The organism is Streptomyces sp. NPDC002623, assembly GCF_053592635.1.
In genome coordinates this window covers 338,180-362,865 of the sequence record NZ_JBSFWB010000006.1, presented here as the reverse complement: position 1 = coordinate 362,865, position 24,686 = coordinate 338,180, and the positions used below count along the sequence as shown (strand labels likewise).

The 24,686-nt window shown below is 72.0% G+C and carries 25 protein-coding genes; 15 read left to right on the top strand and 10 right to left on the bottom strand.

What is annotated here, in order from left to right:
- Window positions 1–3 precede the first annotated feature (3 nt).
- Window positions 4–825: a serine hydrolase domain-containing protein gene (locus tag ACWD4O_RS13885; protein ID WP_451279893.1), complete on the top strand. Its 822-nt coding sequence runs from the start codon at window positions 4–6 to the stop codon at window positions 823–825.
- A gap of 91 nt (window positions 826–916) precedes the next feature.
- On the opposite strand, the gene ACWD4O_RS13880 is transcribed toward ACWD4O_RS13885, so the two are convergent.
- Complete coding sequence (locus ACWD4O_RS13880) at window positions 917–1,579, bottom strand: pirin family protein (protein WP_451279984.1); 663 nt, start codon at window positions 1,577–1,579, stop codon at window positions 917–919.
- Window positions 1,580–1,640: 61 nt separating this feature from the next.
- Between ACWD4O_RS13880 and ACWD4O_RS13875 the strand changes: the two genes are divergently transcribed.
- From ACWD4O_RS13875 to ACWD4O_RS13855, 5 genes are all read left to right on the top strand, one after another.
- The gene (locus ACWD4O_RS13875; RefSeq protein ID WP_351909113.1) at window positions 1,641–2,846 is read left to right on the top strand and encodes a PucR family transcriptional regulator; all 1,206 of its coding nucleotides are present in this window, start codon (window positions 1,641–1,643) and stop codon (window positions 2,844–2,846) included.
- An 89-nt stretch (window positions 2,847–2,935) separates the two neighbouring features.
- Window positions 2,936–3,853 carry an ACP S-malonyltransferase gene (locus ACWD4O_RS13870; protein ID WP_451279892.1) on the top strand — a complete coding sequence of 306 codons (918 nt, stop codon included), beginning with the start codon at window positions 2,936–2,938 and terminating at the stop codon, window positions 3,851–3,853.
- A 9-nt stretch (window positions 3,854–3,862) separates the two neighbouring features.
- Complete coding sequence (locus ACWD4O_RS13865) at window positions 3,863–4,864, top strand: beta-ketoacyl-ACP synthase 3 (protein ID WP_450947216.1); 1,002 nt, start codon at window positions 3,863–3,865, stop codon at window positions 4,862–4,864.
- Window positions 4,865–4,946: 82 nt separating this feature from the next.
- The gene (locus ACWD4O_RS13860; RefSeq protein ID WP_351909107.1) at window positions 4,947–5,195 is read left to right on the top strand and encodes an acyl carrier protein; all 249 of its coding nucleotides are present in this window, start codon (window positions 4,947–4,949) and stop codon (window positions 5,193–5,195) included.
- Window positions 5,196–5,273: 78 nt separating this feature from the next.
- Window positions 5,274–6,554 carry a beta-ketoacyl-[acyl-carrier-protein] synthase family protein gene (locus ACWD4O_RS13855; protein ID WP_351909105.1) on the top strand — a complete coding sequence of 427 codons (1,281 nt, stop codon included), beginning with the start codon at window positions 5,274–5,276 and terminating at the stop codon, window positions 6,552–6,554.
- A 55-nt stretch (window positions 6,555–6,609) separates the two neighbouring features.
- Here ACWD4O_RS13855 and ACWD4O_RS13850 read toward each other — a convergent pair whose 3' ends face one another.
- On the bottom strand, window positions 6,610–7,104 hold the full coding sequence (locus ACWD4O_RS13850) for a DUF3145 domain-containing protein (protein ID WP_351909103.1): 495 nt from the start codon (window positions 7,102–7,104) through the stop codon (window positions 6,610–6,612).
- 262 nt (window positions 7,105–7,366) lie between these two features.
- On the opposite strand from ACWD4O_RS13850, the gene ACWD4O_RS13845 reads away from it, so the two are divergent.
- Window positions 7,367–8,269, top strand: a complete 903-nt coding sequence (locus ACWD4O_RS13845; protein WP_451279891.1) for an SGNH/GDSL hydrolase family protein — start codon at window positions 7,367–7,369, stop codon at window positions 8,267–8,269.
- A gap of 26 nt (window positions 8,270–8,295) precedes the next feature.
- Window positions 8,296–9,273, top strand: coding sequence for an aldose epimerase family protein (locus tag ACWD4O_RS13840; protein ID WP_451279890.1), 978 nt, complete (start codon window positions 8,296–8,298; stop codon window positions 9,271–9,273).
- 111 nt (window positions 9,274–9,384) lie between these two features.
- Here the strand turns inward: ACWD4O_RS13840 and ACWD4O_RS13835 are convergent, their stop codons facing one another.
- Window positions 9,385–11,832 carry a beta-glucosidase gene (locus ACWD4O_RS13835; RefSeq protein ID WP_451279889.1) on the bottom strand — a complete coding sequence of 816 codons (2,448 nt, stop codon included), beginning with the start codon at window positions 11,830–11,832 and terminating at the stop codon, window positions 9,385–9,387.
- 153 nt (window positions 11,833–11,985) lie between these two features.
- Here ACWD4O_RS13835 and ACWD4O_RS13830 point away from each other — a divergent pair, with 153 nt between their 5' ends.
- A complete protein-coding gene (locus ACWD4O_RS13830) occupies window positions 11,986–12,555 on the top strand; it encodes a TetR/AcrR family transcriptional regulator (protein ID WP_451279888.1) in 570 nt (189 codons plus the stop codon).
- 46 nt (window positions 12,556–12,601) lie between these two features.
- Here ACWD4O_RS13830 and ACWD4O_RS13825 read toward each other — a convergent pair whose 3' ends face one another.
- Entirely contained in the window at window positions 12,602–13,003 is a 402-nt protein-coding gene (locus tag ACWD4O_RS13825; protein ID WP_451279887.1) for a RidA family protein, read from the bottom strand.
- Between the two features lie 169 nt (window positions 13,004–13,172).
- On the opposite strand from ACWD4O_RS13825, the gene ACWD4O_RS13820 reads away from it, so the two are divergent.
- The gene (locus ACWD4O_RS13820) at window positions 13,173–14,081 is read left to right on the top strand and encodes a LysR family transcriptional regulator (RefSeq protein ID WP_451279983.1); all 909 of its coding nucleotides are present in this window, start codon (window positions 13,173–13,175) and stop codon (window positions 14,079–14,081) included.
- A 77-nt stretch (window positions 14,082–14,158) separates the two neighbouring features.
- Window positions 14,159–15,409, top strand: coding sequence for a pyroglutamyl peptidase (locus ACWD4O_RS13815; protein ID WP_451279886.1), 1,251 nt, complete (start codon window positions 14,159–14,161; stop codon window positions 15,407–15,409).
- Here the strand turns inward: ACWD4O_RS13815 and ACWD4O_RS13810 are convergent.
- Both ACWD4O_RS13810 and ACWD4O_RS13805 read right to left on the bottom strand, forming a co-directional pair.
- Complete coding sequence (locus ACWD4O_RS13810) at window positions 15,381–15,995, bottom strand: LysE family translocator (RefSeq protein WP_451279885.1); 615 nt, start codon at window positions 15,993–15,995, stop codon at window positions 15,381–15,383. The two genes, ACWD4O_RS13815 and ACWD4O_RS13810, sit on opposite strands and share 29 nt — an antisense overlap.
- On the bottom strand, window positions 15,992–16,783 hold the full coding sequence (locus ACWD4O_RS13805; protein WP_451279884.1) for an EI24 domain-containing protein: 792 nt from the start codon (window positions 16,781–16,783) through the stop codon (window positions 15,992–15,994). Before ACWD4O_RS13805 ends, ACWD4O_RS13810 begins: the two co-directional genes overlap by 4 nt.
- Before the next feature lie 155 nt (window positions 16,784–16,938).
- Between ACWD4O_RS13805 and ACWD4O_RS13800 the strand changes: the two genes are divergently transcribed.
- Window positions 16,939–19,512: a M14 family zinc carboxypeptidase gene (locus ACWD4O_RS13800; RefSeq protein WP_451279883.1), complete on the top strand. Its 2,574-nt coding sequence runs from the start codon at window positions 16,939–16,941 to the stop codon at window positions 19,510–19,512.
- The gene (locus ACWD4O_RS13795; protein ID WP_451279882.1) at window positions 19,509–20,711 is read left to right on the top strand and encodes a serine hydrolase domain-containing protein; all 1,203 of its coding nucleotides are present in this window, start codon (window positions 19,509–19,511) and stop codon (window positions 20,709–20,711) included. Before ACWD4O_RS13800 ends, ACWD4O_RS13795 begins: the two co-directional genes overlap by 4 nt.
- 97 nt (window positions 20,712–20,808) lie before the next feature.
- Here the strand turns inward: ACWD4O_RS13795 and ACWD4O_RS13790 are convergent, their stop codons facing one another.
- Window positions 20,809–21,828 (bottom strand): NADP-dependent oxidoreductase, encoded by a 1,020-nt coding sequence (locus ACWD4O_RS13790; RefSeq protein ID WP_451279881.1) that lies wholly within the window; start codon window positions 21,826–21,828, stop codon window positions 20,809–20,811.
- A 130-nt stretch (window positions 21,829–21,958) separates the two neighbouring features.
- Between ACWD4O_RS13790 and ACWD4O_RS13785 the strand changes: the two genes are divergently transcribed.
- Window positions 21,959–22,411 carry a MarR family winged helix-turn-helix transcriptional regulator gene (locus ACWD4O_RS13785; RefSeq protein ID WP_451279880.1) on the top strand — a complete coding sequence of 151 codons (453 nt, stop codon included), beginning with the start codon at window positions 21,959–21,961 and terminating at the stop codon, window positions 22,409–22,411.
- Between the two features lie 123 nt (window positions 22,412–22,534).
- On the opposite strand, the gene ACWD4O_RS13780 is transcribed toward ACWD4O_RS13785, so the two are convergent.
- From ACWD4O_RS13780 to ACWD4O_RS13770, 3 genes are read right to left on the bottom strand one after another with little or no spacing between them, the layout of a single operon-like run.
- A complete protein-coding gene (locus ACWD4O_RS13780; protein ID WP_451279879.1) occupies window positions 22,535–22,738 on the bottom strand; it encodes a hypothetical protein in 204 nt (67 codons plus the stop codon).
- Window positions 22,735–23,529, bottom strand: coding sequence for a GntR family transcriptional regulator (locus ACWD4O_RS13775; protein WP_451279878.1), 795 nt, complete (start codon window positions 23,527–23,529; stop codon window positions 22,735–22,737). The genes ACWD4O_RS13780 and ACWD4O_RS13775 overlap by 4 nt, the downstream gene beginning before the upstream one ends.
- Complete coding sequence (locus ACWD4O_RS13770) at window positions 23,526–24,068, bottom strand: GntR family transcriptional regulator (RefSeq protein ID WP_451279877.1); 543 nt, start codon at window positions 24,066–24,068, stop codon at window positions 23,526–23,528. The genes ACWD4O_RS13775 and ACWD4O_RS13770 overlap by 4 nt, the downstream gene beginning before the upstream one ends.
- Window positions 24,069–24,251: 183 nt before the next feature.
- On the opposite strand from ACWD4O_RS13770, the gene ACWD4O_RS13765 reads away from it, so the two are divergent.
- Entirely contained in the window at window positions 24,252–24,635 is a 384-nt protein-coding gene (locus ACWD4O_RS13765) for an ATP-binding protein (RefSeq protein ID WP_451279876.1), read from the top strand.
- Window positions 24,636–24,686 lie beyond the last annotated feature (51 nt).

The window sequence follows — 24,686 nt, the reverse complement described above, 5'->3', positions numbered from 1 at the left end:
CGCATGTCGCTGAAGAGCCTCGCCTTGATCGAGAACTGGCCGGTTCCCTCCGCCTCGGCGGGGGTCGTACGGGCCGACGGCACGGTCCTGGGGACCCATGGCCCGGTCGGCCGGCGCTTCCCGCTGGCCTCGGTCACCAAGCCGCTCGCCGCGTACGCGGCCCTCGTGGCGTACGAGGAGGGCGCGGTCGAGCTGGACGAGCCGGCCGGTCCGCCCGGGGCGACCGTCCGCCATCTGCTCGCGCACACCTCCGGGCTCGCCTTCGACGAGCACCGGGTGACCGCCCCGCCCGGTGAGCGGCGGCTGTACTCCAACGCCGGGTTCGAGCAGCTCGGCGACCACATCGCGAAGGCCACGGACATCCCGTTCGCGGAGTATCTGCGGCAGGCCGTGCTGGAGCCGCTGGGGATGACGGCGACCTCGCTGGCGGGCTCCCCGGCGAAGGACGGCGTCTCGACGGTCGAGGACCTGCTGCGGTTCGCGGCGGAGGTGCAGACGCCCCGGCTGCTGGATCCGCGGACGGTGGCGGCGGCGATGAGCGTGCAGTACCCGGGCACGAAGGGCGTCCTGCCGGGGTACGGGCACCAGAACCCCAACGACTGGGGGCTCGGCTTCGAGATCCGCGACTCCAAGTCACCGCACTGGACGGGAAGTTCGTCGTCCCCGCGGACCTTCGGCCACTTCGGCCAGTCCGGCACGTTCCTGTGGATCGATCCCGAAGCGGGCGTCGCCGGGGTCGCGCTGACGGACCGGGCGTTCGGACCGTGGGCGATCGAAGCCTGGCCCCCGTTCACGGACGCGGTACTGACCGAACTCCGCGGCTGAACCACGCCCCAAAGGGGCGCGAGGAACTGCGCGACCAGCCACGACGGCGCCGCGGCGGAACCACGCACATCACCGCACTCCCAGCGGAGCGCTATTCGCCGGACGAGCTGAAGACCCACGCCAGCAGCTCCGCGTCCGTCGCCCCTTCCGCCTCCAGATCCTTCGCGTCCGTGACCCGGGCCGCGTCGCCCGGGCCCAGCCGTTCGCCGTCCAGGAGGACTTCGCCGCTCACCACATGGACGTAGACGTGCGGCGCGTCCGGCACCGCCGTGCGTTCCCCTGCGGCCAGGCGGCGTACGTGGAGCATCGCGCCCGCCTCCGGGACGGCGTACGGGGTGGAGTCCGCGATGCCGTGGACCATCTCGTAGGCGGGGTCGCCGCCGGGGTCCAGCGGGGCCAGCCACATCTGGACGAAGGTCAGGGGCGTGTCGGCGTCGTTGCGCTCCACGTGCCTGACGCCGCCCGCCGAGCTGAGCCGCTGCACGTCCCCGGGGCGGACCCGGGTCTCGTGGCCGGCCGAGTCGCGGTGGGTCAGCTCGCCCTCGATCACCCAGGTCACGATCTCGGTGTGGCTGTGCGGGTGCTCGTCGAAGCCGGCCCCGGGGGCGAGCCGCTCCTCGTTGCAGGCGATCAGCGGGCCGAAGCGGAGGTTGTCGGGGTCGAAGTGCGGGCCGAAGGAGAAGGCGTGCCACGATTCGACGCCTGCGGCCTGGTCCCCGCCTCGATAGCGCTCGTCGGCGCGCCTCACGTCCATCACGGGACCACGGTAGCCCCGGCGGCACACTCCGCCGTCCCGATAAGGCAGTCTTGTCCACGTGCCCGAACCCGAAACCAGTCACCCCGATCCCGCGGCGCACGCCGTCCACTCCCACCCCGCCACGCTGAAGCGGCTGGAGAAGTCCTCCGGGAGTCTCGCCGCCCAGGCCATCGCGCGGATGGACGAGACACTGTCGTGGTACCGGGCGATGCCCCCGGAGAACCGTTCCTGGATCGGGCTGGTCGCCCAGGCGGGCATCGCCGCCTTCACCGAGTGGTTCCGGCATCCGGACGCCCCTCAGGCCATCTCCACCGATGTGTTCGGCACGGCGCCGCGTGAGCTGACGCGGGCCATCACCCTGCGGCAGACCGTCGAGATGGTGCGGACCACCATCGAGGTCATGGAGTCCGCGATCGACGAGGTCGCGGCGCCGGGCGACGAGAACGTGCTGCGTGAGGCGCTCCTCGTCTACGCCCGGGAGATCGCCTTCGCCACCGCGCAGGTCTACGCCCAGGCCGCCGAGGCACGTGGCGCCTGGGACGCCCGGCTGGAGTCGCTCGTCGTGAACGCCGTGCTGAGCGGCGAGGCCGACGAGGGGGCCGTGAGCCGGGCCGCCGCACTGGGCTGGAACTCGCCGGAGCATGTGTGCGTCGTCCTCGGGACCGCCCCTGAGGGGGACTCCGAGCTGACCGTCGAGGCCATCCGGCGGGCCTCGCGACACGCCAAGCTCCAGGTGCTCACCGGGGTGCTCGGCACCCGGCTGGTGGTGATCGCCGGCGGCAGCGACAACCCGCTCGCCGTCGCCAAGTCGCTGATCGGGCCGTTCGCCGCCGGGCCCGTGGTGGCCGGGCCCGTCGTGCCCGATCTGCTCGCCGCGACCCGGTCCGCACAGGCCGCCGCGGCCGGGCTCAAGGCCTGTTCGGCGTGGCAGGACGCACCCCGGCCGGTACTGGCGGACGATCTGCTTCCGGAGCGCGCGATCGCCGGTGATCCCGGTGCGCGCGATCAGTTGGTGGAGGAGATCTACAGACCGCTCGAGGAGGCCGGATCGGCGCTCCTGGAGACCCTCTCCGTATATCTCGAACAGGCGTCCAGTCTCGAAGGGGCCGCGCGGATGCTCTTCGTTCACCCGAACACCGTGCGCTACCGGCTTCGACGTGTGACTGACGTCACCGGCTGGTCGCCTTCGGATGTACGCTCCGCGTTCACGCTCCGGATCGCACTGATCCTGGGGCGTCTGGTCGACGGCGATCCCCAGACCTAGCCTTTTGTCGGGGCTCCACAAAACCCCCTGCCGTTCTTCGTCCCTGTCCCCACGGGCGGCTTCGGCCGTCCCCAAGAGAGAGTGTGAGAGTGCTCGTACTCGTCGCTCCCGGCCAGGGCGCCCAGACGCCCGGCTTCCTGACTCCTTGGCTCGAACTGCCCGGCGCCGCCGCCCGCGTCGCCGCGTGGTCGGACGCCATCGGCCTGGACCTCGCCCACTACGGCACGCAGGCCGACGCGGACCAGATCCGTGACACCGCGGTGGCCCAGCCGCTGCTGGTCGCCGCCGGAATCCTGTCCGCCACGGCACTCGGCGACGTGTCCCCGGGCGCGGTCGCGGGCCACAGCGTCGGCGAGTTCACCGCCGCCGCCTTCGCCGGCGTCCTCGACGACACCGTCGCGCTGGACCTCGTCCGCAAGCGCGGCCTGGCCATGGCGGACGCCGCCGCGATCACCGAGACCGGTATGTCCGCCCTGCTCGGCGGCGACCCCGAGGTCTCCCTCGCGCATCTGGAGAAGCTGGGGCTGACCCCGGCGAACATCAACGGCGCGGGCCAGATCGTCGCCGCGGGCACGCTGGAGCAGCTCGCCGCGCTGACCGAGGACAAGCCGGAGGGCGTCCGCAAGGTCGTCCCGCTGAAGGTCGCCGGCGCCTTCCACACCGTGCACATGGCGCCCGCGGTCGAGACCCTCGCCAAGGCCGCCACGGAGGTCACTCCGGCCGACCCGACGGTCCGTTACCTCTCCAACAAGGACGGCCGGGCCGTCGCCACCGGCGCCGAGATCCTGGACCGGCTGATCGGCCAGGTCGCCAACCCGGTCCGCTGGGACCTGTGCATGGAGACCTTCAAGGAGCTCGGCGCGACCGCGATCATCGAGGTCTCCCCCGGCGGCACGCTGGTCGGCCTCGCCAAGCGCGCCCTGCCGGGTGTGAAGACGCTCGCGCTCAAGACACCCGACGACCTCGACGCTGCTCGCGAGCTCATCGCCGAGCACGGCGTCGCCTGAGGAGCTCTGATGGCGAAGATCAAGCCCAGCAAGGGCTCCCCGTACGCGCGCATCCTCGGCGTCGGCGGCTACCGGCCCACCCGGGTCGTCCCCAACGAGGTGATCCTCGAGACGATCGACTCGTCCGACGAATGGATCCGCTCGCGCTCCGGCATCGAGACCCGGCACTGGGCGAACGACGAGGAGACCGTCGCCGCCATGTCGGTCGAGGCGTCCGGCAAGGCGATCGCCGACTCCGGGATCACCGCCGAGCAGATCGGCGCGGTGGTCGTCTCGACCGTCTCGCACTTCAAGCAGACCCCGGCCGTAGCCACCGAGATCGCCGACAAGCTCGGCACGAACAAGGCCGCCGCGTTCGACATCTCGGCGGGCTGTGCGGGCTTCGGCTACGGCCTGACGCTCGCCAAGGGCATGGTCGTCGAGGGCTCGGCCCAGTACGTCCTCGTCATCGGCGTCGAGCGGCTGTCCGACCTGACCGACCTGGAGGACCGCGCGACGGCCTTCCTGTTCGGCGACGGCGCGGGCGCAGTCGTCGTCGGCCCCTCCGCCGAGCCGGCCATCGGCCCGACCGTGTGGGGCTCCGAGGGCGACAAGTCGGACACCATCAAGCAGACCGTGCCGTGGACGGACTACCGCGACGGCGTTGTCGCCAAGTTCCCCGCGATCACGCAGGAAGGCCAAGCGGTCTTCCGCTGGGCCGTGTTCGAGATGGCGAAGGTCGCCAAGGAGGCGCTGGACGCCGCCGGCATCACCGCCGACGAACTCGACGTCTTCATCCCGCACCAGGCCAACGAGCGGATCATCGACTCGATGGTGAAGACTCTCAAGCTGCCGGAGTCCGTCACGGTCGCCCGTGACGTGCGCACCACCGGCAACACCTCGGCCGCCTCGATTCCGCTCGCAATGGAGCGGCTCCTGGCGACCGGTGAGGCGAAGAGCGGCGACACCGCGCTCGTCATCGGATTCGGGGCGGGTCTCGTCTACGCCGCGACTGTCGTTACCCTCCCCTAGGCACTCCGTGCCGGATCACCCGGTCCGGCACGGGAAACACCCCTTGCCACACCCTCTGGAAAAGCAAAGAAGGAGCGCCAACATGGCCGCCACTCAGGAAGAGATCGTCGCCGGTCTTGCCGACATCGTGAACGAGATCGCCGGCATCCCGGTTGAGGACGTCCAGCTGGACAAGTCCTTCACCGACGACCTGGACGTCGACTCGCTGTCCATGGTCGAGGTCGTCGTCGCCGCCGAAGAGCGCTTCGACGTCAAGATCCCGGACGAGGACGTCAAGAACCTCAAGACCGTCGGCGACGCGACGAACTACATCCTCAAGAACCAGGCCTGATCCACCGGCCCTGGGCTGAACTGCCCCGCCACCCGGCGGTGGCGCCGCTGAATCCTCGTAACGTTGGAGAATGAATCCGTGAGCCCGACCAATCGCACCGTGGTCGTCACCGGTATCGGCGCAACCACACCGCTGGGTGGCGACGCAGCCTCTACCTGGGAGGGTCTCGTCGCCGGCAAGTCCGGTGTCAAGGTCCTGGAGCAGGACTGGGCGGCCGACCAGGCCGTCCGTATCGCGGCCCCGGTCGCGGTGGAGCCTCTTGAGGTCATCCCCCGGCCGCAGGCCCGCAAGCTGGACCGCTCGGCGCAGTTCGCGCTGATCGCGGCCCAGGAAGCCTGGAAGGACGCCGGCTTCACCGGCAAGGCCGGTGAGGACGGCAGCGACGGCAAGGTCGACCCCGACCGCCTCGGCGCGGTCATCGCCTCCGGCATCGGCGGCGTGACCACCCTCCTCGACCAGTACGACGTGCTGAAGGAGAAGGGCGTCCGCCGCGTCTCCCCGCACACCGTGCCGATGCTGATGCCGAACAGCCCGTCCGCCAACGTGGGTCTGCTCGTGGGCGCCCGCGCCGGCGTGCACACTCCGGTCTCGGCGTGCGCGTCGGGTGCGGAGGCCATCGGCTACGCCATCGAGATGATCCGTACCGGCCGCGCCGACGTCGTCGTCGCCGGTGGCACGGAGGCGGCGATCCACCCGCTGCCCATCGCCGCGTTCGGCAACATGATGGCGATGTCCAAGAACAACGAGAACCCGCAGGGCGCCTCGCGTCCCTACGACGTCGCCCGCGACGGCTTCGTCATGGGCGAGGGCGCCGGCGTGATCGTCCTGGAGTCCGCGGAGCACGCGGCCCAGCGGGGCGCCCGCGTCTACGCCGAGGCCGTCGGACAGGGCATCTCCGCCGACAGCCACGACATCGTGCAGCCGGAGCCCGAGGGCCGCGGCATCTCGCACGCGCTGCAGCACCTGCTGGACAGCACCGACCTGGACCCGGCGGAGATCGTGCACGTCAACGCGCACGCCACGTCGACGCCGGCCGGTGACATCGCCGAACTGAAGGCGCTGCGCAAGGTCTTCGGCGACGACGCGGACCACATGGCCGTCTCGGCGACCAAGTCGATGACCGGTCACCTGCTGGGCGGCGCGGGCGGCGTCGAGACCGTCGCGACGGTCCTCGCGCTGTACAACCGGATCGCTCCGCCGACCATCAACGTCGAGAACCTCGACCCCGAGGCCGAGGCGAACGCGGACATCGTCCGCGGCGAGGCGCGCAAGCTGCCCGTCGAGGGCCGGATCGCGGCCCTCAACGACTCGTTCGGGTTCGGTGGGCACAACGTCGTTTTGGCGTTCCGGACGATCTGACAGACGTACCGAAGGCCCCCTGCCTCAAGGCGGGGGGCCTTCGTGCTGGACGGCGTCAGACCACCTGGTGCAGCCAGCGCACCGGGGCTCCTTCTCCCGCGTAGCGGAAGGGTTCCAGTTCGTCGTCCCAGGGCTTGCCGAGGAGTTTGGAGAGTTCGGCTTCCAGGTCCGTCTCGCCGCGCTGGCTGCGGAGCAGAGCCGCGCGCAGGCGGTCCTCGGGGATGAGGATGTCGCCGTGGATTCCGGTGACGGCGTGGAAGATGCCGAGGTCGGGGGTGCAGCTGTAGCGCTCGCCCTCGGCGGTCGCGCAGGGCTCCGCGGTGACCTCGAAGCGGAGCATCTGCCAGCCGCGCAGCGCGGAGGCGAGCTTGGAGGCGGTGCCGGCCTGGCCCTTCCAGGAGAACTCCGAACGCCAGGTGCCGGGCGCTGCGGGCTGCCGGATCCAGTCGAGGCTGACGCGCGTGCCGAGCACCCCGGCGACGGCCCACTCGACGTGCGGGCACAGCGCGCGCGGCGCGGAGTGCACGTACAGAACTCCACGTGTCGTCACCGGGACCTCCGGACAGAGCGGGACAGTCTTGCAGGCTGGCATGGCTGCGGTGGCAGGCAGCCGCGTTGATGGCGAGGCTACCGTGCGGCGGCGCAAGGAGTGTGACGTACCGTCGGTCCCGGTGCCGTGAACCACCGCCATTCACTCGGCAGGACGCCTGTAGTGGCGTGAAGCGTTCCATCTTGTGGGTGTGTTTCGCCGGGAACTCCCGCGCGTTGTCATATCGGGGGCGTTGATCGAAGAGCGAGGGGAACACCGGCGGATGCGGAAACGGAAACGGCACACGCGGGCCGTGCTCGCGGGCACGACGGCGGCCGTCCTGGGCCTGGCCGGCTGCGACGCGCTGGGGAGCGGCGACGACTCGGGGGCTTCGGGCACCCAGGCCCGGCAGGCGAAGCCGTCCCCGTCGCCGACCCCGGTGTGGGACTCCACGCCGGACTCGGTCGCGGCGGTGGGCGACTCCATCACCCGTGGCTTCGACGCGTGTACGGTCCTCGCGGACTGTCCCGAGGTGTCCTGGGCGACGGGCAGCAGCACCGAGGTGAACAGTCTCGCGGTGCGGCTGCTGGGCGCGGCGAAGGCGGCCACGCACAGCTGGAACTACGCGGCGACCGGCGCGCGGATGGCGGACGTGCCGGGGCAGATGGCGCAGGCGGCGGCCGAGAAACCGCAGTTGGTCACGGTGATGGCGGGTGCGAACGACGCCTGCCGCGCCTCGACGGAGGCGATGACGCCGGTGGCGGACTTCCGGGCGCAGTTCGAGGACGCGCTGAGCACGCTGCGCCGCGCGCTGCCGAAGACGCAGGTGTACGTGGCGAGCGTGCCGAACCTGAAGCACCTGTGGTCGCAGGGGCGGACGAACGCGCTGGGCAAGCAGGTGTGGAAGCTGGGCATCTGTCCGTCGATGCTGGCCGACGCGGACGCGCTGGACTCGGCGGCGACGCTGCGGCGGGACACCGTGCAGAAGCGGGTGGAGGACTACAACACGGTGCTGAAGGAGGTCTGCGCGAAGGATGTGCGGTGCCGGTTCGACGGCGGCGCGGTGTACGACTTCCGGTTCGGCGCCGACCAGTTGAGCCACTGGGACTGGTTCCATCCGAGCAAGGACGGACAGGCACGGCTCGCGGAGATGGCGTATCGAGGAGTGACCGCGCAGGCCTCGTGACCTGGGCCTGCCCTAGAGTTTTGCTCATGAGCGAACACTTCGGAACACTTTCCGACGGCACCCCGGTGCACCGCTGGACCCTGGAGCGGGCGGGCACCCGGGTACGGGTTCTGTCGTACGGCGGGATCGTGCAGTCCGTCGAGGTCCCGGACCGGGACGGACACGCGGCGAACGTGGTGTTGGGGTTCGCGGACCTGGACGGCTATCTCGCGCACCCGGAGCCCTACCTCGGCGCGTTGATCGGCCGGTACGCCAACCGGATCGCGCACGCCCGCTTCCCGCTGGACGGCGTGACGTACGCGCTGGAGCCCAACAACGCGCCCAACTCCCTGCACGGCGGGTCGCGCGGTTTCGACAAGCGGGTGTGGGAGGTGCAGCCGGTCGAGCGCGGGCTGCGGCTGAGCCGGGTCGCCGCGCACGGCGAGGAGGGTTTCCCGGGCCGGCTGGAGGTCTCGGCGACGTACACGCTGGACGCGTCGGGGGCGCTGCGGTTCGTCTACCGGGCGGTCACGGACGCGCCGACGGTGGTGAACCTGACCAACCACAGCTACTTCAACCTCGGCGGGCCCGGGACCGGCAGCGCGGGCGGTCACGAGCTGCGGCTGGCCGCCTCCCGGTACACGCCGGTGGACGCCGACCTGATCCCCACGGGTGAGCTCGCGCAGGTGGCGGACGGCCGCTTCGACTTCCGCGCGGCCCGCAAGGTCGGCACCGGCTACGACCACAACTTCGTGCTCGACAAGGGCGTCACGGACACGCCGGTCGAGGTGGCGGAGCTGCACGATCCGGCGTCCGGGCGGGTGCTGACGGTGGCGACGACCGAGCCGGGGCTGCAGCTGTACACCGCCGACCACCTGGGCGAGCCCTTCGTGCCCGGCGAGGGGATCGCGCTGGAGACGCAGGCCTTCCCCGACTCCCCGAACCGGCCGGAGTTCCCGAGCACCGTGCTGCGGCCGGGCGCGGAGTACCGATCGGAGACGGTGTACGGCTTCTCGCTGCGCTAGCCCGCCGACAGCGCGCCGCCACCTCCGAGGACAAGTCCGAGAAAAAGATGTTGCCCCGGTCCAGGGGTCAGGTCCCGGACCGGGGCTGTTCGTGGGGCGACAGGCGCCGGGTCACACGTTAATCGTCGCGGTGATCCTACGGTCGGCGATCGAGCGACCCACCTGGATTTCGTACGAACCCTTCACAAAGAACCATCGGTGATCCGCCTCGTCCCACACCTCGAAGGCGCGGTGCGGGATGTCGACGGTGACCTCGACGCTCTCCCCCGGGCCGGCCTCGACGGCGGCGAAGCCGGCCAGCCAGCGGGCGGGGCGTTCGGGCGCCGGGCGGGCGGCCGCCGGGGCCGGTCCGGTCGGTGCGAGGTAGATCTGCACGACCTCACGGCCCGTGCGCTCGCCGCTGTTGCGCAGCCGCACCTTGACCGTGGAGCCCGTGATGGCGACCGACTCGTACGTCCAGTCGGTGTAGCCGAGGCCGTGGCCGAAGGGGTAGGCCGGGGTGCGGTGCTCCTTCTCCCAGACGCGGTAGCCGATGAAGACGCCTTCGGTGTAAGGGAGTTCGCCGTCGGTGGGGGTGACCTCGGTGACGGGGGCGTCGGCGAGCGAGCCCCAGGTGGTGGGGAGACGGCCGCCGGGTTCATGGGCGCCGGTCAGGACGTCCGCCAGCGCCGCGCCGCCCTCCTGGCCGGGGAACCAGGTGAGCAGGACGGCGGCGACGTCCTCGCGCCACGGCAGTTCCACCGGGGAGCCCGCGTTGACGACCACGACGGTGTTCGGGTTGGCGGCGGCGACGGCGCGCACCAGGTCGTCCTGCCGGCCGGGGAGGCGGAGGTCCCTGCGGTCGAAGCCCTCGGACTCGACGCGGTCGGTGGTGGCGACCACGACGACGGCGGTGTCCGCGGCTCGCGCCGTCTCCGCGGCCTCGGCGATCAGCTCGTCGGGGTCGCGCTGCGGGCCCTGGTGGGCCAGGGCGAAGGCGAGGACCTTGAAGGGGATGTCCTCGGGGAGCGCGAAGACATGGGTGAGGGAGACCTCGACGGGTTCCCCGGCGGTCAGTTCGGCCTGGGCGCGGGGGGCCGGGGCGCCGAAGAACGACTCGAAGGGGTCGGTGCCGTCGGCGGGGAGCTGAACGTCGTCGAAGTACGTCGTCCCGGCGACAGTGAGGGTGAAGGCGCCGGCGCCCTTGATGCCGAAGGTGTGCGGGCCGCTCTCACGCGGGGTGAAGACGCCGGTCAGCTCGACGGTGTGGAGGTTGTCGTGGGTGACGCCCGCGGGGAGGTCCGAGCCCATCCACTGGATCAGACCGCCCGGCGCGGAGCCGGTGCCGATGACCTCTCCGGCCGCGTCCCGGCAGACCGTCCGCAGCTCGAAGCCCTGGCCTGCGACCGCGAGTTCGGTGGTGGGGTCGGCGCCCACGGCGTAGGTGAGAGCGCCCTCGGGGAGGGCCGCGGTCAGGCCGTCCAGCGGGGAGACCGTGCGGGCCGGGAAGACGGTGGCCGAGCCGCCGCCGAGGACGCGGGCGTCGCGGGCGGCGGCGCCGATGAGGGCGACCGTGCCGGGCCTGAGCGGGAGCGCGCCTGCCTCGTTGCGGACCAGGACGAAGGAGCGGCGGGCCAGTTCGCGGGCCAGGGCCTCGCCGTCGACCGGGGCGGGGAGCGCGGTGACGGCCGGTTCGGCGTCCGCGAGGGCGCCGACGCGGGCGGCCAGGCGCAGGACGCGGCGTACGGCGTCGTCGACCTCGGACTCGTCGAGGCGGCCGTCGCGTACCGCCTGGGCCAGTGCGGGGCCGTAGACGGTCTGCGGGCCGGGCATGGCCACGTCCAGGCCGCCGCGGAGCGCGCCCACGGTGTCGCGGGCGGCCATCCAGTCGGAGACGTTGAAGCCGTCGAAGCCCCATTCGCCGCGCAGGACCTCGTTCACGAGCCGGTGGTGCTCGGTCATCGTGGTGCCGTCGACCCTGTTGTAGGCGGTCATGACGCCCCAGGGGCGGGCGTGCTCGACGATGGCCTCGAAGGGCGCGAGGTACAGCTCGCGCAGGGCGCGTTCGCCGACGAGGTTGTTCACGGTGAAGCGGTCGGTCTCGGCGTCGTTGGCCACGAAGTGCTTGACGGTGGTGCCGACGCCGCCGGACTGGACGCCGTTCACATAGCCCGCGCCGATCACGCCGGTCAGGTACGGGTCCTCGCTGTAGGCCTCGAAGTGGCGGCCGCCGAGCGGGGAGCGGTGCAGGTTGACCGTGGGGGCGAGCAACACGTGGACGCCCTTGCGGCGGGCCTCCTGGGCGAGCAGGACGCCCGCGCGGTGGGCGAGTTCCGGGTCCCAGGCGGCGGCGAGGGCGGTCGGGGAGGGCAGGGCGACGGACGGGTCGTCGGCGGTCCAGCGCACGCCCCGGACGCCCACGGGGCCGTCGGACATGACGAGGGAGCTCAGGCCGATCTCGGGCAGCTCGGGCAGCGACCACACGTCCTGGCCGGCCAGCAGCCGGGTCTTGGCGTCCAGGTCGAGCTTGCCGAGAGCGCTCTCGACGGCCGCTTCCCGGCCCTCCTCGGTTCCCGCCATGCGGTGCCTCCTCGTTGAGTGACGTGCCGTGAGGCGCCGTGCCGTGCCGACGCCTTCATCGTGCACCTCCATCCTGCACGGTCACCTGTAGAGCGGTAGGTTTCGTTATCCAGCCGTTATATTCAGTGGCCCGGATGCCGCTACGGTGACGGCATGAGCGCGCGTACCAGGAGCCAGGAGCGGCGGGCCGAGATCGTCCGGGCGGCCCTGGAGGTGATCGCCGAACGCGGTTACCGGGGGGCGAGCCTGGCCGCAGTGGCCGAGCGGGTCGGACTGACCCAGCAGGGGCTGCTGCACCACTTCCCGACGAAGGACGCGCTGCTGGTGGCGGTGCTTCAGGAGCGCGACCAGTGGGACGCCGTGCCGGACACCCGGTGGCGGGTGGATCTGCTGGCCTCGCTGGTCGAGTACAACGCGATGCGGCCGGCCATCATCCAGACCTTCTCGGCGCTGCTCGGCGAGAGCGTCACGGAGGGGCATCCGGCGCGGGAGTACTTCACCGAGCGGTACACACAGGTACGGGCCACCATGGCGGCGGCGCTGCGCGCCGAGTACGGCGACCGCCTCCCGAACGGCCTCACCCCGGAGCGCACGGCCCCGCTGCTGGTGGCGGTGATGGACGGCCTGCAGTACCAGTGGCTGCTGGACCCGGAGTCGGTGGACATGCCGGGCGCGTTCCGCGACTTCCTGCACCTGCTGGGCGAGGAGCCGGGCGGGGCCTAGGCGGCCCGAGCGGCCCTGTTGCGGCCGCGTGCGGTCCCATGCGGTCCTAGCCGCCGGTCACCGCCGCCACGACCTCGATCTCGATCTGCGCCTCCGGCCGGAACAGCCGCGGCACCTCGAAGGTCATGCTGGTGGGCGGGGTCCCGGTGAGGAACTCCCGCCGCACTGCGCCGTATTCCTCGAGGCGGGAGATGTCGGTGAGGTACGTACGGATGTTGATGACGTCGGCCAGGCCGGCCCCGTGGGCCTTCAGCAGGGCGTCGATGGTCTCGAACACGCCCCGGCTCTGCTCGGCGAGCGTCGCGCCCTCGGCGATCTGACCGGAGAGGAACAGCAGGGCGCTGCCGTCGGCCTGCCGGACGCGGGCGACCTGGGAGTAGTAGGGGCTGAGCGGTTGGGGCGCGGTGGCGGGGTTGTCGAGGGTGACGTGCGGTGCGGTCTTCTCCATGCCGTCGACGCTAGGTCCGCCCCGGTGATGCGACAAGCGAATGTCTAGCATGGCAGCCATGCCGAACTCGCATACAGAGCAGGAAGAGCGTGGGGTGCATGGGGTGCATGGGGCGCATGGGGTGCATGGGGCGTACGGCGCGCTTGGGCCGCGGTTCCCGGAGAGCGATCTGTCCACCCTGTGGCTGCGGGCGTTCCTGGAGGTCGCGCGGGGCGGGTCGTTCACGGGGGCCGCGCGGACCCTGGGGTGGACGCAGTCCGCGGTGTCGCGGCAGATCTCCTCGCTGGAGGGGGCGTTGGGCGGGGGTCCGCTGTTCGACCGGCTGCCCCGGGGGGTGCGGCTGACGGAGGCCGGGCGGGCGTTGGTGCCGTACGCGGAGTCCGTCGCCGAGGCCGTGCAGGGGGCGCGGCGGGAGTTGGCCGCGCTGCGGGAGGGCGCGGGCGGGCGGCTGCGGTTCGGGGCGTTCCCGACGGCGGACGCGGCGCTGGTGCCGCAGACGCTGGCCGCGTTCGGGGTCCGCTGTCCGCGGGTGCGGGTCACCCGGGAGGAGGGGCTCACACCGGCTCTGCTGGAGCGGCTGGACGCCGGGCACCTCGACCTGGCGGTGGTGTCCACGACCGGCCGCACTTCGCTGGAGCCGTACGCCCTGCAGCACCTCCTGGACGAGTCCCTGTACGTCGCCGTGCCGGCCGGGCATCCCCTCTCGGGCCGCCGTCGGCCGGTGCGGCTGGGCGAACTCGCCGACGCCGACTGGGTCTCCGGGTCCGCCCGGCCCGAGGGCACCCTCCTCGACGCCGCCCTGCGGGAGGGCTTCCGGCCGCGGGTGGCGCACGTCGTCGCCGAGTGGACGGCCAAGCAGGGCTATGTGGCCGCGGGTCTCGGCGTCGCCCTGGTGCCGGCGCTCGCCGCCGCGTCCGTACGGCCGGACGTCGTGCTGCTGCCGGTACGCGACGAGGGCGCCCCGGCGCGGGCGGTGTACGCGGCGACGCGGCGGGGACACGCGCTCGCTCCGGCTGCGGAGGCGTTCGTCGCCGTGCTGCGGGAGGCGGCGGCCGCGATCCCTCGTGGCATGGCGTAGACCACTCCCGTCACGGGATACTTCCGTCGTCCCACACCCACGCTCTCCCCCACAGCGACGGAAGGACCTCAACCCCCGTGCATTCCATACGAGTTCGCGTCGGTTTCCTCGGCCTGGCCCTGTTGGCCGGGCTCTCCTCCCCCACCGCCAGGGCCGCGGCCGAGACGGCGCCCGCGCCCACCGTCGAGGAACAGCGGCTGGCGGGGGCCGTCCCTCGGGAGATCCTCGCCCGGTCCGGGTTCGACGCGGTGGCGCCGCGGTTCGCCCGGCTGTTGCAGGCCTCGCACTCCTACGCCCAGGCCCGGCGGCTCGTCGACCGGGAGGGCGCGGCCCTGTGGCGGCGGGCGGTGGACCGGGTACAGGGGCGCGGTCCGGCCGGCGGGGACCTCAGCCGGGACGACGACCGGCCGCTGTACTGGGCACGGCTCGGCATGACGAGCGAGGTCCGCACCTGGGAGCCCGCGTTCACGGTCACCGAGCGCCAACGGACCGCGCTGCTCGACGCCTTGGAGCGCACCTCCCGCGGCCAGAGCGACATCCGCTACCCGGCGCACGCCAAGGGGCTCAAGCGGGTCCTGGTCACCGGCTTCGACCCGTTCACCCTGGACCGGGACATCCGGATCTCCAACCCGTCCGGGGCCACCGCGCTCGCCCTCGACGGCACGGTGATCGACACCGCGGACGGGCCGGCCCGGGTGGAGACGGCCGTCTTCCCGGTGCGCTGGCAGGACTTCGCGGAGGGCACGGTGGAGCGCACCCTGCGGCCGTATCTGCCGCACGTCGACCTGTTCACGACCGTCAGCCAGGGCCGCGTCGGCCGGTTCGACGTGGAGCGCACCAACGGGGCCTGGCGCGGCGGCTTCCCCGACAACGACAACATCGGGCGGACGGAGACGGTCCCGGTCGCCGACCCCGCCTCGCAGCCGCAGTGGACGACGACGACCCTGCCGTACCCGGCGATCGTGGCGGCGGACACCGGCCGGTTCCCGGTCTACGACAACACGAGCGTCACGGAGATCCCGGCCGGCGGCACGGTCGCGGTGGTGCGGCCGGACGGGCCGACGGCGGGGTCGACCGCGCGGTCCGGGGGCGGCGGGAACTACCTCTCCAACGAGATCGCCTACCGGGCCACCCTGCTGCGCGACCGGCTGGGCCTGCACGACAGCCTGCCGGGCGGGCATGTGCACACGCCGGTCCTGCAGTTCGCGGCCGGCAACACCACGGAGGTGACCGATGCCGAGTTCGTGCGCAACCGGCTGGACATCGTCGCCCAGGTGCGGGCGATCCTGACCGTGGCGGTCAGTGCGACGGAGCGAACGCGAGACTGACGCCGAGGCCCGCCAGGACCGAGCCGATGACCTTGTTGAGGACCTTCTGACCGCGCAGCATCAGCGTGCGCATCCGGTCCTGGGAGAAGAAGACGGCGACCACACCGAACCACAGCAGGTGGGCCAGCGACATGAACAGGCCGTAGCCGACCTGCTGGTGGGCCGGGGTGCCGGGGCTGACGACCTGGGAGAACGTCGAGACGACGAACAGGGTCGTCTTGGGGTTGAGGACGTTGGTGAGGAAGCCGGTGCGCAGCGCGGCGAGCGGGGTCAGTTCGGTCTTCCCGGTCAGATCGATCTCGACCTCGCCGCGGGTGCGGAAGGTGCGGACGCCGATGTAGACGAGGTAGGCGGCGCCGATCAGCTTGATGATCGTGAAGAGGAACGTCGAGGACGCGATCAGCAGGCCCACGCCGAGCATCGTGTACGTGACGTGCACGAGGACGCCCGCGGCGACCCCGGTGGCCGCGAACAGTCCCGTACGACGGCCGTAGAGATAGCTGTTGCGGACGATCATCGCGAAGTCGGCGCCGGGGGCGATGACGGCCAGCACGGTGATGAGAGCGACGGCGAACAGTTCGGTCATGACGTGACGTCCTCCTCTTCGGGCGCGCCCGCCTCCTCGCGGATCTCCTCGCCGAGCAGTTCGCGGGCCAGCAGGGTGGCGCCCGCGACCGCGCCCGGCATCAGGAACACCGCGACGAAGGGGACCAGGAAGGCCAGGCCCAGGGGTGTGCCGAAGCCCCAGATCAGGGTCTTGCGGGAGCGGAACAGGGCGAGTCGGTCGCGCAGGTCGACGTCCCGGCGCTGGAGGGCGACGGCGGCGAGTTCCTCGGTGAGGAAGAAGCCGGTGACGATGAACCCGATCACCGGGACGACGGTCTGGCCGACGACCGGGATGAACCCGAGGGCGAACAGCAGCACCGCCCACACCAGGGCCCGGGCCAGGACCCGGAGGCTGTCGCGGGCGGAGATCCACAGTTCGCGCCAGAGCGGCAGCCCGGACTCCGGGGCGACGCCGTCGGGCGAGACGTCCCGGTCGACCGTCTCGGAGAGGCTCTCGTAGAACGGCTGCCCGATGAGCAGGGTGACCGCGGTGAAGGTGAGGACGGCCAGCAGTAGGCCGAGGGCGAACAGCACGACGGTGAGGAAGCCGCGGAACAGGCCGCGCCAGGGGCTCGTCCAGTCGTCGGCGAACGGCGTCGCCCAGCCGACGAAGTCCTCGCCCCACACCGCGAGCGCCACCAGCGCCGCCGCGTAGAGGACGAGCGTGATCAGGCCGGGAACGAGCCCGAACCCGTACTGCTTGCCGTGCCGGGCCACCCACCGCTGGCCCTTCAGGAGGTACGTGAACCCCAGCCCAAGATCGTGCATGTCCGAACCCTATCGGTCGTGCTCGAACAGCTCTCCTAGGCCATCCGGGGTATCGGTGACACCAACACCCTCTTGTTGCAGTTGAGTCGAACGGGTACACCTCGCCGTACCGCTCTTCGGAAGCAACGATCTCGGCAAGTCCAGAGGAGGTACACGTGCGCACCACGAGCACCTACCCTGCCCGACCTGTTCTGATCAGCGCCCTCGCGCTCGCCGCGACGGGCTCTCTCCTGCTCACCCCCCACCCCGCCGGCGCCGACCCGAAACCCGTCACCCGGGAGGGTTCCGCGGGTTCCGCCCTCGACCGCACGGCCGCCGCCTCCCCGCAGAGCGCGGCTCAACGCGCCCTGACCGCACCGGCGGCAGCCAGGACCGGCGTCCGCGGCTACCCGCGCCGACAGACCCTCGCCGCCGATCCCGAGAACCCCGCCGACAAGTCCCTCAAGCTCGGCCTCACCCCGTACCACGCCATCGCCCCGAAGCTGAACGCCCTCCAGGCCCTCGGCGACCGGGTGAGCGTGGAGGTCGCGGGGCGGTCGGCGGGCGGGCACCGGCTCTATCTGGTCACCGTCACCGCCCCGGAGACCGTCCGTCAGGCGCAGGCCCAGGAACGGATGCGCGAGCTCATCGAGAACGCGCCGGCCACGGCGGCCCGGAGCAAGGAGATCAAGGCCGGCTACAAGGCCCCGGTCTTCTTCAACAACAACATCCACGGCAACGAGTGGGAGGGCACCGACGCGTCCCTCGCCCTCGTCGAGCGCCTCGCCACCGCGAACGACGCGCGGACGAAGGACTTGCTCGCGCACAGCCGCCTCTACTTCAACATCACGGCCAACCCGGACGGCCGGATCGCCGGCACCCGGGCGAACGCCAACGGCTTCGACCTCAACCGGGACTTCGTCACCGCCTCGCAGCCCGAGGCGCGCGCGATGCGGCAGATCGAGATCGACAAGCAGCCCGCCGTCATGCTGGACCTGCACGGCTATGTCAACGGCACCCTCATCGAGCCGACCACCCCGCCGCACGGCGAGAACTACGAGTACGACCTCTTCCTGAAGAACAGCTACGCCAACGCCCTCGGCATGGAGGCCGCCGTCAACGGCCTCGGCTACACGCCCGCGAAGGACGGCGTGCAGCCCGCCCAGATCCCGTTCCGGGACCAGGAGGAGGGCTGGGACGACTGGCCCCCGATCTTCACCCCGCAGTACGCGGCCTTCCACGGCACGGTCGCCGCGCACACCGTGGAGATCCCGTTGGCCGTCAACAACTCCGCCTACAACACGCTGCCGGTGACGGAGCTGCGCCGGCGTTCCGCGATCAACGTCGACGTGGCGGGGGCGGCCCTGCGCGCCACCCTCGACTTCGTGCGGACCCACCGCGCCTCGCTGGTCGCCGACCAGATCGAGGTGTTCCGGCGCGGCTCCGTCGGCGCGGCACAGGTGCCGGTGTCGGCGCAGACCGTCCCGGGGGTGCCGGGCATCGGCCCGGAGGACGTCTACACGACGGCCTTCCCGCGCGCCTACGTCCTCCCGGCGGGCAAGGCAGCCACGGCCACCGCCCGTCTCGTCGACCACCTCCTGGCCAACGACGTCCGCGTCACCCGCGCCACGCGCGCCGTCCGGCTCGGCGGGCGGACGTATCCGGCGGGCTCCTACGTCGTCGACCTGCACCAGCCCAAGCGGGGAATGGCGAACGTGCTGCTCGCCGACGGGCGGGACATCAGCGACAAGGTGTCGGTGATGTACGACATCTCGGGCTGGAGTCTGGGGCGGCTCTGGGGAGCCGAGGTCGTGCCGGTGACCGGTGGCGGCCTGGCGGGGCTCGCCCTGCGGCCCGTCTCCGCCGCGACCCCGGTCGCCGCCGTCGCCCCGCGCGGCGACCTGCGGCTGCGGCTCGACGACCCGAGCGCCGTGGCCGCGCTCAACTCCCTGCTGCGGCAAGGGATTCCGGTACGGCGGGCCGCGGACGGCAGCGTCGTCGTGCCCGCGTCGGCGCGCAGGCAGGCCGGTGTCGCGGCACGGGCCTACGACGTCTCCTTCACGGCCGCGGGACCCGCCGGCACGACGACCGCGCTGCATCCGGTGCGCGTCGCCGCCGCCGTCACCCCGGGCGAGCTGTTCGCGCTGCGGGAGATGGGCTTCGACGTCACGCCCGTCTCGACGGCCGTTCTCGACGCCGGCTTCGACTGGTCGTCGGTGGACGTGCTGTTCGTGTCCGCCGGGCTCGACCGGGCCGCTCTCGGCGCGCCCGCCCGCAACGCCCTGGACGCCTTCCTGGCCGGTCACGGTCTGGTCGGCCGGGGCGTCGGCGGAGCCTCGGTCGGCACCGGCGCCGGGCTGCTGGACGTCACGGCCGTCGAGGGCAACGGGGATGCCAACGGCGTGGTCCGGGTGGTGAGTTCGGGCGGTCCGGTGGCCGTCGCGGCACCCGGTCACAGCTTCGTCTACGCACCGGTCTGGTTCACCGGTCTCGGCTCCGGGGTGCGCGTCGAGCAGTCGTACGCCGCCGGGAACCCGCTCGTCTCCGGCCACTGGCGGGCCCTGGCCGACGGCTCGGGCGGACCCGCCGCCGCGGCCGGACAGCCGGCGGTCGTCAGCGGGCCGCATGCCGTCCTGTTCGGCACGGAACCTCTCTTCCGGGACCATCCGAAGGGCGAGTTCCCGCAGGTCGCACAGGCGTTGATCACCATGGCACACGCAAGCAGCGGGCTGGTTGAGGAGAACGGATGACTCGATTGACTCGGACGACCCAGGAGATCCACGGCAGCGTCGCCGACGGATTCGAAGCGGTGCGGGAGGAGTTCGCCGCGTTCGTGGCGGAGGAGGCGGCGCAACGGCCCGACTACGAAGGCCAGTTGTGCGCGTATGTGCACGGCCGGCGGGTCGTCGACCTGTGGGTGCCCGGTGCCGACGCCGACTCCCCCGGCTCCCCCGATGCCCCTGACTCCCTCTACGGCGTCTACTCGTCGACCAAGGGCGCCGCCCATCTGGTGGTCGCGCTCCTCGTCCAGGAGGGCACCCTGGAGCTGGACCGCAAAGTCACCTACTACTGGCCCGAGTTCGCCGCCGAGGGCAAGGGCGCGCTGACCCTGCGCGAACTGCTCGCGCATCGGGCGGGCGTGATCGGCACGGACGGCGGGTTCTCCCCGCAGGAGCTGGCCGACGACCGGCAGATCGCCGAACGGCTGGCCGACCAACGGCCGTTCTGGCGTCCGGGCACCGCCTTCGGCTACCACGCACTGGTCATCGGGGCGCTCACCGGCGAGGTCGTACGGCGGGCCACGGGCCGTACGCTCCAGGAGGTGTACGAGGAGCGGGTGCGCGCCCCGTACGGGCTGGACTTCTTCCTGGGGCTGCCCGCGGTGCACGAGCCGCGCTTCAGGGCCGCGCAGCCGATGGCGCCGACCGCCGAGCAGCGGGCGCTGTTCGACTCGCTGCCCGGCGGGCCGCACACGCTCGCCGCGGTCGCCTTCAACCGCCACACCGCCGAGCCGACCGACATCGAACTCCTGCCGAACGACCCCCTGATCCGAGCCAAGGGGCCGGCCTCGGTGGGCGGGGTCGCCTCGGCGCGCGGGCTGGCCGGGCTGTACGCGGCGGCGATCAGCGAGGTCGACGGGAAGGCGCCGCTGCTGAAGGAGGACACGGCGGCGGAGTTCGGGCAGCTGCACTCCGTGGGGTACGACGTGGTGGCGCGCACGCACAAGTCGTACGGGCTGGGCTTCCAGGCGACCGCGGACACCTGGTACCCGTTCCTGGGCGTCGGGGCGTTCGGGCACAGCGGGGCGGGCGGCTGCCAGGCGTTCGCGGACCCGCGCAGCGGGCTGGCCTACGGCTACACGCGACGCCGGTTCGCCTTCCCGGGCGGGGCGGCCCCGGAGAACGAGCGGCTGGTGGCGGCCGTGCACCGGGCGGCACTGGCCGGCTGACGACAGGGCGAAGGCCGCACTCCTGGAAGAGCGTCGTCCAGGGGTGCGGCCTTCGCCGTACGGATCGGAGCCGGCTCAGGGCCGGATCGGAACCGGATCAGAGCTTGACGATCATCTTTCCGGTGTTGTCGCCGCGCAGCACCCCGAGGAACGCCTCCAGGTTGTTCTCGATGCCCTCGACGACCGTCTCGCGGTACTTCAGCTCACCGGAGCGGATCCAGCCGCCGACCTCTGCGACGAACTGCGACTGGAGGTCGTAGTGGTCGCCGACCAGCAGGCCCTCGATACGGCCGCGGGTCTGGATGAGACGGGCCAGGTTCTTCGGGCCGGGGGCGGCCTCGGTGTTGTTGTAGACGGAGATCATGCCGCAGATCGCGATCCTGCCGTGCAGGTTGAGGGAGCCGATCGCGGCCTCGAGGTGGTCGCCGCCGACGTTGTCGAAGTAGACGTCGACGCCGTCGGGAGCGGCCGCGCGCAGCTGCTCGGCCACGGGGCCGTTCTTGTAGTTGAAGGCCGCGTCGAAGCCGTACTCCTCGACGAGGAGCTTGACCTTGTCGTCCGAGCCGGCGGAGCCGATGACCCGGGAGGCGCCCTTGAGCTTGGCGATCTGGCCGACCTGGCTGCCGACGGCGCCGGCCGCGCCCGACACGAAGACGGAGTCGCCCTCCTTGAAGGAGGCGGTGCGCAGCAGGCCGGCGTAGGCGGTGAGGCCGGTCATGCCGAGGACGCCGAGGTAGGTGGACAGGGGCGCGGCCTCGGGGTCGACCTTGACGGCCTGCTTGGCGTCGACGGTGGCGTACTCGCGCCAGCCGCCGAAGTGCAGGACGTGGTCGCCGACGGAGACGCCCTCGGCGGCGGAGGCGACGACCTCGCCGACCGCCCCGCCCTGCATGGCCTTGCCCAGCTCGAAGGGGGCGACGTACGACTTTGCGCTGCTCATGCGGCCGCGCATGTACGGGTCGACGGAGACGTAGGCGTTGCGGACCAGCACCTCGCCCTCGGCGGGCGGGCGGATCTCCGCCTCGGCCAGCTCGAAGTCCTCGGGCTTCGGCCAGCCGACGGGGCGGCTGAGCAGACGCCATTCGCGGCTGGTGGTGGGGAAGGCCGAGTCAGTCATGGGGAGGCTGCCTTTCGCATGCTTCAGTGCTTCAGATGCTTCAGTTGCTTCACTGCAAAATACTTCAGTACCTGAAACAACCATGCCTCTGAATATTTCATGATGTCAAGTAAAGAGGTACGCTGAGTCCATGCCGACCTCACATGCGACCCGCCTCCCCGACCCCGTGACCATGGAGGTCGTCGAGCTGATCGGCGAGGTCGTGGCCCGCTACTACGAGGACTACGAGGAGGCCGCCGCCGGCCACGCCCTCACCGGGGCGCAGGCCCGGCTGCTGAGCCTGCTCTCGCTGGAGCCGCTGCCGATGCGGAAGCTGGCGAAGAAGCTGAAGTGCGAGCCGTCCAACGTGACCGGCATCGTCGACCGTCTGGAGTCCCGCGGTCTGGTCGAACGGCGTCCCGACCCGGCCGACCGCCGGGTCAAGCTCGCGGCGGCGACGGACGAGGGGCGACGGATCGCCAAGGGCCTGCGCGAGTCGCTGCGGTTCGCCCGGGAGCCGCTGGCGGGGCTGGAGGCCGAGGAGCGGGAGGCGCTGCGGGGACTGCTGCGGCGCATGCTCGTGCCCGAGGGCGGCCGACCCTAGCGGGTTCCGCTGGAAGTGCCGCGATGTGCCGTCGTTTCGCTGCGGCGCCGTTGTGGCTGGTCGCGCAGTTCCCCGCGCCCCTTCAGGGCGCTGCCGCACCGCAGCCGACCTCCCCCGACCCGCTCAGTCGTCCTGTCCGTCGTCCGAGCTCGACTGCCCGCTGCCGCGTCGGCCGCCTCGGTCCGCCGCGCGCACCAGATCGCTGATCGCCAGCACCACGACGCTCACGCCCCGCGCCCAGCGCGGGCCGCCGCGCGCCGCCCACCAGACACAGGCGCAGCCGCCGAGGACGAGGGCGAGGAGCCCCGAGAGGACGAGCACGGTCACGCTCCTCCCCCTCCTTCCGCTGTGAACTCGTACTGCAGCTCGTAGAGATGACCGGCCTTCACCATCACGGTCACCTCGACGGGACGGTCGGCGTCGCTGTGGATCACGCGCAGTGTACGCAGTACCGGCATGCTGCTGGTGAGGCGGAGGGCCCGGTACTGGTCCTGGGTGGGCACCCGGGCGGAGACCCGGTCCGTGCTGCGGCGGGGCGGGTGGCCGAGTTCGGTCAGCAGGGCGGGAGTTCCGCCCCTGATCCGGCGGCGCTCGGCCAGCGGCGTGCCCTGCGCGAGGTCCGACGGATAGTAGGACTCGACGAGTTCGGCGGGTTCGTCGTCCACGAGGAGTATCTGGGCGCGCAGCAGGGCGGTGCCGTCCGGCGGGAGGCCGAGGGCGGCGCGGACGTCCGCGGGCGGTCGGATCTCGGTCACGTCGAGGAGTTCGGTGCGGGCGTGCGTGCCGTGTTTGGCCGCCTCGGCGAGCCAGCGGTAGGGCGCGCCGGGGCCGCCCGGCGTCATCAGGGCGGCGGGCCGGACCGTGCGCTGGCGGTGTTCGCGGACGGTGACGGCGGCGCCCGCGCGGCCGATCACCAGGCCTTCGTCCTTGAGGAGTTGAAGGGCCTTCTGCACGGTGGCGCTGGACGCGTCGAAGCGGTCCTTGAGCTGGGCGGTGGTGGGCAGGTTGGCGCCGGGGGCGAGCTCTCCGCCCATGATGTCGTCGCGCAGATCGGCCGCGATCCGCTCGTGCAGGGATCGGCGGTCGACGGCTTCCGGTTCTGCCTTGGGCACGGTCATCCGATCCTGATCTGGTAGCGCAGCCTCTGCCGTAGGGCAGGCATCACCATACGGTCGACCTGGATCGGCCGGTCGTCGCGGTCCAGGGTGAGCCGGACCAGCCGCAGAACGGGCTCGTCGGGGGCGGTGCGCAGGGCCTGGCGCTCGTCGCCGTCCGGCATCCCCGCCGTGACGTCCTCCCGGACGAGGACGCCGACGTGGCCGAGTTCGGCGAGCAGGGCGAGGGCGCCGCCGCGGATCTTGGCGGTGCCGGCGAGGCGGGTGCCGGCCGCTATGGCGGTCGGGTAGTAGGTGTCGGTGAGCTCGCTGGGCTCGTCGTCGAGGAGGATCAGCCGGCGGCGCACGACGACGGGCTCGCCCTCCGCAACGTCGAGCAGCGCCGCCACGTCGGCGGGGGCGGGCACCTCGCCGGCATGCACTATCCGCTGCGTACCCCGCCGCCCCTGTGCCGCGGCCTCGGCCGCCCAGGGGTCGCCCTGCCCCGTCCCCCGGGGCATCAGATACGGCAACGACGTGCTGACCCAATCGCTCCCACCCACGACGTCCTCCTGTACGGCCGACCGTTCTTTCGACCCTGCCGCCCTACACGGTAGGCGACTTGACTGATCCGCCAACCGCCACCCCGAGCCACCCTCAGCCACCCTTCACTACCTTGTTACCTTTCGCGAATAACAGTAAGGTATCGCCGCAGGACGCCCCTGAACCACCGGAGGTGGCCCCCCGTGCCCCTGACACGGCAACGTCGTTTCCCCCGCTCGCGCGCCTCCGTACGGGCCGCCCGCGCCTTCGTCGAGCAGATCCTGACCGAGTGGGGCTGCGTCGACCGGCTGGACGACATAAAACTGTGCGTCTCGGAGCTCGCCACGAACGCCCTGCTGCACGGCGTGCCCCCGGGCCGCCAGTACTGCGTGACCCTCACCCTGGACGGCCCGCTGATCCGCCTCGCCGTCCGCGACACCGGCGACCACCCGGTCCCCGCGGACCCCCCGACCTACGACGCCTGCTCGGGCCGAGGCCTCCATCTGGCCCGGCACGTCTCCGACGACTTCGGCATCACGGAGCACGCCATCGGCAAGACGGTCTGGACGATCTTCAAGGCCGGCTGAGCCGGCGACGGGGAGGCGGCGGGGAGGCGGCAGGGAGGCAGCAGACAGGCG

Excerpts from the sequence above, each read along its gene's own strand:
- ACWD4O_RS13885 (WP_451279893.1), top strand. The coding sequence starts at position 4 with ATGTCGCTGAAGAGCCTCGCCTTGATCGAGAACTGGCCGGTTCCCTCC.
- ACWD4O_RS13880 (WP_451279984.1), bottom strand. The coding sequence starts at position 1,579 with ATGGACGTGAGGCGCGCCGACGAGCGCTATCGAGGCGGGGACCAGGCC.
- ACWD4O_RS13865 (WP_450947216.1), top strand. The coding sequence starts at position 3,863 with ATGGCGAAGATCAAGCCCAGCAAGGGCTCCCCGTACGCGCGCATCCTC.
- ACWD4O_RS13860 (WP_351909107.1), top strand. The coding sequence starts at position 4,947 with ATGGCCGCCACTCAGGAAGAGATCGTCGCCGGTCTTGCCGACATCGTG.
- ACWD4O_RS13845 (WP_451279891.1), top strand. The coding sequence starts at position 7,367 with ATGCGGAAACGGAAACGGCACACGCGGGCCGTGCTCGCGGGCACGACG.
- ACWD4O_RS13840 (WP_451279890.1), top strand. The coding sequence starts at position 8,296 with ATGAGCGAACACTTCGGAACACTTTCCGACGGCACCCCGGTGCACCGC.
- ACWD4O_RS13835 (WP_451279889.1), bottom strand. The coding sequence starts at position 11,832 with ATGGCGGGAACCGAGGAGGGCCGGGAAGCGGCCGTCGAGAGCGCTCTC.
- ACWD4O_RS13830 (WP_451279888.1), top strand. The coding sequence starts at position 11,986 with ATGAGCGCGCGTACCAGGAGCCAGGAGCGGCGGGCCGAGATCGTCCGG.
- ACWD4O_RS13825 (WP_451279887.1), bottom strand. The coding sequence starts at position 13,003 with ATGGAGAAGACCGCACCGCACGTCACCCTCGACAACCCCGCCACCGCG.
- ACWD4O_RS13810 (WP_451279885.1), bottom strand. The coding sequence starts at position 15,995 with ATGACCGAACTGTTCGCCGTCGCTCTCATCACCGTGCTGGCCGTCATC.
- ACWD4O_RS13805 (WP_451279884.1), bottom strand. The coding sequence starts at position 16,783 with ATGCACGATCTTGGGCTGGGGTTCACGTACCTCCTGAAGGGCCAGCGG.
- ACWD4O_RS13795 (WP_451279882.1), top strand. The coding sequence starts at position 19,509 with ATGACTCGATTGACTCGGACGACCCAGGAGATCCACGGCAGCGTCGCC.
- ACWD4O_RS13790 (WP_451279881.1), bottom strand. The coding sequence starts at position 21,828 with ATGACTGACTCGGCCTTCCCCACCACCAGCCGCGAATGGCGTCTGCTC.
- ACWD4O_RS13785 (WP_451279880.1), top strand. The coding sequence starts at position 21,959 with ATGCCGACCTCACATGCGACCCGCCTCCCCGACCCCGTGACCATGGAG.
- ACWD4O_RS13775 (WP_451279878.1), bottom strand. The coding sequence starts at position 23,529 with ATGACCGTGCCCAAGGCAGAACCGGAAGCCGTCGACCGCCGATCCCTG.